We start from the raw sequence: 9,855 nt of genomic DNA on the forward strand, positions 1-9,855 counted from the left end.
CACTTGATCGGCCGGGTCGACGCTCACGTAGCTCCATGACCGGAACGCCGCCAGCGGCCGGTACCCGAGGGCGTGCGCCTTCTCCTCACTCATCAACAGCACCGCGGCGGCCCCGTCGGTGAGGGGGCTGGCGTTGCCCGCGGTGACGCTGCCGTCGGCTGCGAAAACCGGCCGCAAGCCCGCCAGTTTCGCGACGCTGGTGTCGGCGCGAACCAGCCCGTCGCGCAGGATCTCCGCGTCCTCGGGTGTGCGCACCCGCAGCACCTCGTCGTCGAATCGGCCCGATTCGATGGCCGCCGCCGCGCGATGGTGCGAGCGGACGGCGAACTCGTCCTGGTCGGCGCGGCTCACGCCGTGGATGCGGGCCATCTTCTCGGCCGACTCGCCCATCACCTCCCCGGTGGTGCGCTCGGCGATTCTCGGCCGGCTCGGCAGCAGGTCGGTGAAGGGCGCCAGGCGCGCGACCGCGGACAGGTAGTCCTTGGGCTTCGGCTTACCCAGCGCCAGCGGCGCTGCCGCGTGCACGACCTTCTGGGGCAGTTTCACCTCGGCGTTCGACGTGGAATCGCTGCCGCCCGCGATCATGACGTCGTATTCGCCCCGCTCGATCGCGGCCGCGGCGGAAGTGACCGCCTGCAAGCCGGAGGCGCACGCCCTGGTCACCGTGTAGCCCTCACAGCCCGGGTCCAGCCGCAGATCCAGCGCGATCTCCCGAGCGATGTTCGGCGCCGCGCTGGGCAGGATGACGCCACCCCAGACGATCGCTTCCACCTGCGCGCCGGGCAGCCCCGTGCGCTCCAGCAAGCCGCGGACCGCGGCGTCGGCCAACGCGATGGAGTCCATCCGGGTGTATCCGGTGAACGCCCGCAGGAACGGCGTGCGAGCACCGGAGACGATCACGGCACGGCGAGCAGCTTTGGTGGCCATGCGATTTCCTTTCGAAAGCCTCGGACCACCAAACTTACTGCAAAGTAAGTTCACCGTCGACCCCCTTCGCCGACGGTGAACCCCGACGCAGCGACGATCCCCTCCACCGCCGCTGAAACCCGGCCTGCCACGCGCCGTTGCGCGGCAGACCGGAGACGTCCGTCCCGGCGAACGCCCCTGCCCGTTCCGGAACCGGCCACATGGCTCCCCGGCCATCCGACGCAAAACACCGTACCAAACTTTCTACCGACTTTCCAAACAGTTTCTATCGATTTGCCTAGTTCCTGCGATCGGCTTACTATGGACGCACTATGCATAGCCCTTCGGAGCTGTCGCGGCAGAAGAGATTCGGGCGAATCATCAGAGAACGCCGGGACGAGCTCGGCCTCACCCAGCTACAGATCGGCGACCTCGGGGGACCTTCGGCGCCGACCATCCGGAAGATCGAAGACGGCGAGGCCGCGATCAGCATGCAAACGCTGAACAAGCTCGACGCCCCGCTGCGATGGCTGCCGGGCAGCGCGGCGCGCACGTACGCGGGCGGCGTGCCCGCCGCCGACGAACCCGCGAACACCTCCCGCGCCGCGGGCGAATCCGTGGTGGCGGGGCCGGACGCCATCCGCTTCGAAATCTCCGACCTCACCGGGCTTCTCGCGGCATCGGGCCGACTCACCGATGCCGTCGAGAACGGTCGCACCGACGACCCTCAGGTGGTCGCGGCGATCGCGGAACTCAACCGGGTGGTCTCCAAACTTTCCGCGCGGTACGCCACCGCCATGCTCGAACGCAACGGCGGGCCGGGCAGGCAAGTGCACCCACTGGTCGAGATGGCCTTCGCTCATTTGCTCGCGGTCCCCGCGGAGGCCAGTGATCCCGGTGAGCTACAGGAACGCCGGTACCGCCGCTGGCTGGCCGGTCGATCGGAGGACATCGATGCAGCGACCGAAGCCCGATTCCGCGCACGCTGGCTGGCGGCCAACGCGGCGACGGCACCGGTTCGAAACGGCGAGTGACGAGGCAGGCATGACCGAGGACGGACCACACGGCGCGGCGCTGGCACTGAGCCACAAGATCAATCGGCTGTTCGCCGTCGTGCATCCGCGCTCCGCGCCGGAGCGCAGCACCGAATCCGTCGCGGCGCAGGTGAGCGAGTTCATCGGACGGCCGGTGTCGGCGAGCTACCTGACGCGCCTGCGCGACGGGGATTTCGACCAGCACGCAGCCGCCGATGCCGAGATCCTGGCCGCAGTGGCGCGGGGATTCGGTGTCGCCGCCGACTATCTGCTCACCGCAGGCCCCGCCGCGGACGCGATCGACCGGGAACTGGAATTGCTCGCCACCATGCGCGACGCGAACGTCGCCAGCATCGCGCTGCGCGGTTCGAACATCGATCGGGCGATGCTGGCCAAGATCATCCAGAGCACGGCGGAGTCGGCGCCGCCGAGTCGGTAACATGCTTACCTACATGGGCCGCTGAGCTTTTGTAGGAGACCGATCACATGGCCATCCAGGCCCGGTTCCGGAGCTTGACCCGGGACCTACCGATACCCCACCCATGGGATCTGCGCACCTACCTCGACGACGTCGCGGAATACCGGGGCCGCAGCATCAGCCTGCTACCGATCGATACCGCGTTACTCGCCGGCACCGGATGCGGCACGGGCAGCGGTTTGTGGATCGCGAAACAGGACAGCGACGTCATCGTCTACGGCGCCGACACCACCGAATGGCACGCCGAGCACATCATCATGCACGAACTCGGGCACATGCTGCTGGGCCACGGCCCGGAGCGGACCGAAACCGGCGACCCGATCGTCAACGCACCGACGGTGGCGGCGGTGGCCGACCTGCTGCCCTCGATCTCGCCGGAGTCGATCGCCCACGTGCTCGGCCGCACCGACTACGGCACGCTGCGCGAGCGCGACGCGGAGACCTTCGCCGACATGGTGATGCTGCACGCCATGCGGCCGCCGCGCCGCGATTCCCTGCTGCACCGCACGTTCTTCCGCGACCGGCGGCGGTGACAACGCCGATCCGGGTACCACCGATCGTCGTCGTCGCGGTGGCCGTACCGGGCGGCGTCGCGTGCGCCACCGCGACCGAGCCGTGGGGTGCGGTACCGCGACGCCGATCCTGCGCGAGCGCGGCATCCGCGCTCCGCCGCACCGGCTTTCGAACACTGCTCCGGGCATCCAGCAGGTGAGCCGAATGCCCGGAGCAGCGGGAAGGGGACAGAATCGTCAGGCCAGCCGGATCAGACCGTAGTCGAAGGCGTGCCTGCGATAGACCACCGACGGCCTATCGGTCTCCTTGTCCTGGAACAAGAAGAAATCGTGGCCGACGAGTTCCATCTGGTACAGGGCGTCGTCGACGGACATCGGAGTCGCCGAGTGCACCTTCGTGCGCACGATATGGCCGGGACCCGCCTCGTAGTCCGGTTCCCTTTCCTGCTCCGCGTGGGCGTGCGCGGCGCCGGACTCACTGAGCCGATCGAACAGCGAGTCGTCCACCAGATCGGCCGTGGCCTGCGCGACGGACAGGGGGGTCTTGTCGCCGTAGTGCACCCGCCGCCGGTCCTTGGTGCGGCGCAACCGGCTCTCCAGCTTGGCGGTCACCGACTCGAAGGCGGCGTAGAAGCTGTCCGCGCAGGCCTCCGCCCGCACAACGGGACCCTTTCCACGCGCGGTGATTTCGACGCGCTGGCAGTTCTTGCGCTGACGACGGTTGCGCTCGTGGAACAGCTCCACGTCGAAGAGGAAGATCGACGGATCGAAGCGTTCTAATCGGGAGAGTTTTTCCGCGACGTAAATACGAAAGTGGTCGGGCACCTCGACGTTGCGGCCCTTCACCACGATGTCGCCGCGTGGCGCACGTGGTCGTTCCGCTGCGGGTTGCTCTGGTGCTTCCTGGGCGCCGGAATCCAGCACCGAAGTAGCGGGATCTTTCACTGAAGGTCGTGAAGAAGTCGTCACGCGTACCTCCCGGATCTGGCCGCACCGACCGATTCCAGTGCGGCGGGATTGAACCGTGCCGAGCGACAAGTACTCGGCACAAATGTCCGAGGCGCCACCTCCAAACTTGCGGTTCGGGTGTGTGTTCGCGACGCTAGTCCGCCAACGGGCTGATCGCCAGTATTCACGCAAATTTCCCGGATTCAAGCAGCACAGGTCACCAGAACGCCATGTGTCGGCAATCCGATCGACCGCAGAGCGCGCACCGACTCGCGAGCCGTCGCTCCGGTGGTCAGCACGTCGTCGACCAAGACCACCTCGGCGTTCGGCGGAATCTCCGCTGCGGCGGCACGACCGGCGACCGCGGCCACCCGCCCATCCAGGTTCCGAGCCCGCTCGGCGGGTGTCAAGCCCACCGAATCCCGCACGCCACGCCCCACCCGCAACACGGGTACCATGCGGGCGCCCGGTAACCGCTCCGTAGCCGCCGACGCGGCGCGCAGCACCGGATCACCACCTCTACGCCGCGCCGCCACGGTTCTGCTCGGCGCTGGCACCACCACCAGGGGCCGACCCGGCGCGCGTAATTCGGCGAGCGCGCCCGCCAAAGCCGCCCCCAGCGGCGTCGCCAGATCCCGTCGTCCGCGTTCCTTGGCGGCGAGCACCGCCCGGCGCGCGGGGCCCGCGTACGGACCGAGCGCCCAGCACGGGACGCCCGGGTCGGTGCGCGGCCACACCCGCACCGGCGGACCGGTCAGCACGACGGCGCAGTCGGCGCACCAACCGGCTCCGGAACGTCCACAGCCCGCGCAGACGGAGGGCAGCACCAAATCGAGCAGGGTTCGCATCGGCACAGTGTGCGCCCGGACGCCGACAGGTTCGCCCGACGTGCCTGCGACAGTCCACAGGCAGTGCTCATGTTGCCGCGCCGCCGTTTCCGCGATTGCTCGGCGCGCTCACGCCGCAGCCAGGAGCGCGTGTTGCCGCGGCCTGCACGAGCCGCCAGCCCTCGATTACCGGCCACCCGGGGAACGATGTCCCGGCCCGGTCCCGCGACGTCCGAGGCGTTCGACACCGCGCGGACGGGCGCGCCTCAGCCGGGAAGGACGGGGATGGCGTTAGCGCCCAAGCCGGGGACCTCACGCCAGTACGGCTGGCCTTGGTCCGGAGCCGAAGTCAGCTCCAGCACCGCGCGCGAGTCGGCGACGTACTGACGATCCGAACTCGCGCTCACCGAGCGCACCGGCGCGGTCAAATTCTGTGAAGTCAGCGGCGTCGGTTCCGACCCGTCCACCGATACGGTGCTCACCGGGTCGACATTGCCCTCGCGCGCGATGATGATCGAGTCGGCGTCCAGCCAATCCACCGACACCGCCGCCGTGCTGAGTCCGACTCCCACGGGAAGCGCTGAAGCCAGCGAGAGCTTCCCGTCCGGTTGGGGTACGACGACCGCGACGTACACCTTGCCGTCGGCGATCATGGCCGCCCGCACTCCGGTGCGGGAGATCCGCAGATCGGTGATGGGCAGCCGGGGCGCCGAGGCCGAGGAGGCCGCGGTCAGGGCCGAGATGTCCACGTTCTGCACCGACACGTTGCCGGTGCCTCGGTCGTTGACCGCACGGATCACCCGTTCGCCGTCGACCACCGCCCACGCGGCGCTGCCGTCGGCGGTCCACGAGGGACGGGTGACGGTGAACCCCTCGGCCACCGGGAACGCGTTCCCGCCGTACGTGCCGACCATCAGGGTGCGCGACGGCACCCCCGGTGGCCTCCCGGCCTCCGCCACCGCGGCGACGAACTGACCGTCCGGGGACAGGCTCGCCGAGTGCAGGTTGGACACCCCGCCGAAGTAGCCGGGCGTGGGCTTGATGCCGCCGTTGTCGCCGACCTCCACCAAGCCACCACCGCGCAGGGCGTGCAGCCCGACCTGATTGCGCGCGGACATGGCCGGCGAGAACTGCTGCACGTCCGCCGCGCTGTATCCGTTCGCGGCGAAACGCTCGTCCAGCGGCTTGCCGTCGGCGAGCAGCTGATAGGGCCCCAGAATGTCGGCGCTGGACAGGGTGAGCACCACTTGCGCGGCGAGCAGCTCGCGGTCGCGCGGGCTCAGCGCCGACGCGCCGGCGAAGTCGATCCGGACGCCGCCGAGCCCGATGCCGACGTCGTCGGGCTCACCGTTGAGCTTGGTGATGGTGCCGCGCAGCGCGATCGGCGGTGTGAGCTTGTTGCGCAGTATCGAGGCCAGCGCGGGCTGCGGCCCCTCGATCAGCGAGCTGAGCAACCGCTGGGGCAGCTGCGGCTTCTGCACCGACATCCAGCGCAGATCCGGGACGGCCATATCGGCGTCGGGATCGATGAAATACAGCACGTAGCGGCGGTAGGACTTGAAGAACGCGGTGGAGTCCATCACGACGCCGTCGGGCAGCTCATCGATGCGCCACTCGCCGTCGACCTTGGTCAGCTCGATCTTGTTCTCCACGATGACGAGATCGTCGCTGGGACGGTACCCGCCGTCGGCGGCCAGCTCGCCGACCTTGCGCGCGCGAATCTGATAGGTGGCTTTGTCACCGGAGCGCGACTCCCGCAGGGTGTCGGGCTTTTCCACGATGACGGTGCCCGCGGCGTCGTCCCACTGCGTGGAAGCGGCGGGCGTCATGTACTGCCGGGCGGCCAGATGCCGGTTCGCCGGATCGGCGGTGGCCTGCAGGAAATCCCGCAGCAGCAGATCGGGATCGCGGTTGGCCACGGGCGGCGGCGGGCCCTCGGAGGTCGGCCCGCGGTTGATGGTGCCCAGCGCCTCCGGGGCCGAGGACTCCGGCAGGCTGGCGCACGCGGTGAGCGGGACCAGCACCGCCATGGCCGCCGCGGCCAGCCCGGTCAGCCGCTGCCTTCGCGCAGATCCGACACGCATTCTCATGACTGTATGTCCCCCGGTTCACGCGTCCCGCCGCGACCGGTCCGCGCCGACTCGGAGGCCGGCGCTCCGTTCGCTCCATTCGCTCCATTCGCTCCATTCGCTCCGGATACGGGCGCGTCCTCCGCCGATGTGCTGTCGTCCGGCGTCGGCGCGCCGGGCGGCTCACTCGCGCTCGGCTCCGATGTGTGCTCCCGCACGGCATTCGACGCGCCGATGCCGGGTTCGGCGTCGGCCGTCTCCGGCGTCTGCGATTCGGCCCGCGTCGAACCCTCCTCTCGCGCGCCCGAGCCGACGCCCGCGTCCTCGACGCCCGTCTCCGCGTCGCCCACTGCATCCGAGCCGACCGCCGCGTCCTCCACGGCCTCCTCCGCGTCGCCCCTTGCATCCGAGCCGCCGCTCGCGTTCTCCACGGCTGTCTCCGCACCGCCCAGTGCATCCGAGCCGACCCGCGCGTCCTCCACGGCCGTCTCCGCGCCGTTGCGCCCGGCGCTGTGCGGCACGAGCTGTCCGCTCCGCTCATCCGACAGCGGCGCTTCCGGCTCGCCGGGACCCGGCCGCGTGACCTCCGGACCGCCTGGCCGACCGGAAGCGCTCGGCTCCGTGCCATCCGCCAGGGCGTCCGACGCTAGCGTCGCTGCCGATTCGGTCGTCGTCGGTTCGCCGCCCTGCGTGCTCGAGGCGCCCGCCTCGGCGGACGGCGGCCGCGCCGTCTCCGGTTCGGCGACCGCCCGCTCGCGGAGGCCGGAATCGGCGGGCGGCTCCGGCTCGACCACGCGCATCGACTTGCGGCCCGGTTCCAGCGGCAGCGGACTCGCGCCGAGCTTCTTGCCGCGCACCAGCGGCAGCGTCAAGCGGAAGCTGGCGCCGACGCCGACCTCGCCCCAGGCTTCGAGCTTGCCTTCGTGCAGGTTCGCGTCCTCCACGCTGATCGACAGACCGAGGCCGGTGCCGCCGGAGCGGCGCATACGCGAGGGATCCGAACGCCAGAACCGGTTGAAGACCAGCTTCTCCTCGCCGGGCCGCAGGCCGATGCCTTGGTCGCGCACCACGACGGCGACGGCGTTGGCATCGAAGTCGCCGCGCATCCGGATCAGCACCGGCTTGCCCTCGCTGTGGTCGATGGCGTTGGCGAGCAGATTGCGCAGCACCCGCTCCACGCGGCGCGGATCGACCTCGGCGACCAGCGGCTCCTCCGGCAGGTCCGTGATCACCTCGACCCCGGCGTCCTTGGCCAGGTGCCGCACGGTCGAGATCGCGGCCCGCGCGCACATCCGCACGTCCAGCGACTCGACCTGGAGTTCGGCGACGCCCGCGTCGTGCCTGCTGATCTCCAGCAGGTCGTTGAGCAGGCCCTCGAACCGGTCCAGCTCGTTGACCAGCAACTCGGCGCTGCGGGCCAGGGCGGGGTCGAGATCGTCACTGCTGCCGTGGATGAGATCGGCGGCCATGCGGACGGTGGTGAGCGGCGTGCGCAGCTCGTGGCTGACGTCGGAGGTGAACCGGCGCTGGAGATTGCCGAACTCCTCCAGCTGGGTGATCTGGTTGGACAGACTCTCGGCCATCTCGTTGAACGCCTGGGCCAGCCGCGCCATGTCGTCCTCGCCGCGCACCAGCATGCGTTCTTTGAGCCTGCCGTCGGCGAACCGGCCCGCGATCCGCGCCGCCGAGCGGATCGGCAGGACCACCTGCCTGGTGACCAGCGCGGTGATCGCGGCGAGCAACACCAGCAGCACGATGCCGCCGACCAGCATGGTGCCGCGCATCAGCGCGAGGCTGCGTTCCTCGTTGGCGAGCGGAAAGATCAGGTAGATCTCCAGCGTCGGGATCTCCGCGCTCGGGCTGCCGATGATCAGCGCGCGCCCGCTGTACCCGTCCGCGTCCTCGACGGTGGCGAACTGGTAGCTGACCTGGTTGCGCTGCACGAACCGGCGCAGTTCGTCGGGCACCTCCTGGATCGGGCCGCGGGGGATCTGCTGCGGCGGCATCCCGCCGATGACACTCAGCGCCGAGTCGAAGCTGCCCGCTGCGCCGGTGGACTGGCCGGTGCCGCCGCGGTTGGACAGCGCGTTGCGAGCTTCCTCCAACCGCTGCGGTTGCGCGCCGATATCGTGCACGCCCGCCAGCTGGCTCTCCACCGTGTTGCGGGCCCGGTCCATCTCCTCGACCGCGGCGTTGATCTTGGCGTCCAGCAGCCGGTCGGTGATCTGACTGGTCAGCACCACGCCCAGAATCGTGATGACGATCAGCGACAGCGTCAGCGTGGACACGATGACGCGCAACTGGAGGGAGCGGCGCCAGAGGTGGCCTAAGGCAATGCCGACCGCTTGGAACCAGGCCACCACCGGAGCCAGCGATCGTTGGAGACGCGCGATCACGCCATCGATCACGGTGGTCCGGCCTTGTAACCCACACCGCGGACGGTCAGCACGATCTCCGGGTTCTCGGGATCCTTCTCGACCTTCGCCCGCAACCGCTGCACGTGGACGTTCACCAGACGGGTGTCGGCGGCGTGCCGGTAACCCCAGACCTGCTCGAGCAGGACCTCACGGGTGAACACCTGGCGGGGCTTGCGGGCCAGGGCGACGAGCAGGTCGAACTCCAGCGGCGTCAGCGAGATCTGCGCGCCGCCGCGGCTGACCTTGTGCGCGGGCACATCGATCACGATATCGGCGATGGACAGCAGCTCGGCCGGCTCCTCCTCGGTGCGGCGCAGCCGCGCCCGCACCCGGGCCACGAGCTCCTTCGGCTTGAAGGGCTTGACGATGTAATCGTCGGCGCCCGACTCCAGACCCAGCACGACGTCGACCGTGTCGGTCTTGGCCGTGAGCATCACGATCGGAACCCCGGAATCGGCCCGCAGCACGCGGCACACGTCGATGCCGTTCATGCCGGGCAGCATCAGGTCCAGCAACACCAAATCTGGGCGGAGCTCGCGAACCGCCGCCAGGGCCTGTGTGCCGTCGCCGACCACATGCGGGTCGAACCCTTCCCCGCGCAAGACGATCGTGAGCATCTCAGCGAGTGCCATATCGTCGTCGACGACCAGAATCTTCGGCTTCA

Annotated in this window: 8 protein-coding genes and 1 pseudogene; 3 read left to right on the forward strand and 6 right to left on the reverse strand. The window is 69.6% G+C overall.

Annotation, left to right across the window (positions count from 1 at the left end):
• Positions 1–927: thiolase family protein (locus ON27_RS21740; protein ID WP_043730821.1), on the reverse strand; the 927-nt coding region annotated here is incomplete at its 3' end.
• A gap of 311 nt (positions 928–1,238) precedes the next feature.
• Here ON27_RS21740 and ON27_RS21745 point away from each other — a divergent pair.
• From ON27_RS21745 to ON27_RS21755, 3 genes are read left to right on the forward strand one after another with little or no spacing between them, the layout of a single operon-like run.
• On the forward strand, positions 1,239–1,940 hold the full coding sequence (locus ON27_RS21745; protein WP_043730823.1) for a helix-turn-helix domain-containing protein: 702 nt from the start codon (positions 1,239–1,241) through the stop codon (positions 1,938–1,940).
• A gap of 10 nt (positions 1,941–1,950) precedes the next feature.
• Positions 1,951–2,379 (forward strand): hypothetical protein, encoded by a 429-nt coding sequence (locus ON27_RS21750; RefSeq protein WP_051046867.1) that lies wholly within the window; start codon positions 1,951–1,953, stop codon positions 2,377–2,379.
• Between the two features lie 47 nt (positions 2,380–2,426).
• Positions 2,427–2,951 carry a hypothetical protein gene (locus ON27_RS21755; RefSeq protein WP_043730826.1) on the forward strand — a complete coding sequence of 175 codons (525 nt, stop codon included), beginning with the start codon at positions 2,427–2,429 and terminating at the stop codon, positions 2,949–2,951.
• A gap of 216 nt (positions 2,952–3,167) precedes the next feature.
• Here ON27_RS21755 and hpf read toward each other — a convergent pair whose 3' ends face one another.
• From hpf to mtrA, 5 genes and pseudogenes are all read right to left on the reverse strand, one after another.
• Entirely contained in the window at positions 3,168–3,782 is a 615-nt protein-coding gene (gene hpf, locus ON27_RS21760) for a ribosome hibernation-promoting factor, HPF/YfiA family (protein WP_373282776.1), read from the reverse strand.
• 299 nt (positions 3,783–4,081) lie between these two features.
• Entirely contained in the window at positions 4,082–4,726 is a 645-nt protein-coding gene (locus ON27_RS21765) for a ComF family protein (RefSeq protein WP_043730830.1), read from the reverse strand.
• Positions 4,727–4,971: 245 nt separating this feature from the next.
• Positions 4,972–6,789: an MtrAB system accessory lipoprotein LpqB gene (lpqB, locus tag ON27_RS21770; protein ID WP_051046869.1), complete on the reverse strand. Its 1,818-nt coding sequence runs from the start codon at positions 6,787–6,789 to the stop codon at positions 4,972–4,974.
• Positions 6,790–7,367: 578 nt separating this feature from the next.
• Positions 7,368–9,170 (reverse strand): annotated as a pseudogene (gene mtrB, locus ON27_RS21775) (MtrAB system histidine kinase MtrB); the annotation flags it as partial.
• 8 nt (positions 9,171–9,178) lie between these two features.
• Positions 9,179–9,855: MtrAB system response regulator MtrA (gene mtrA, locus ON27_RS21780; protein WP_043730837.1), on the reverse strand; the 677-nt coding region annotated here is incomplete at its 5' end.

Origin of the sequence: Nocardia asiatica NBRC 100129 (assembly GCF_000308415.1) — a bacterium.
Classification (GTDB): Bacteria; Actinomycetota; Actinomycetes; order Mycobacteriales; family Mycobacteriaceae; genus Nocardia; species Nocardia asiatica.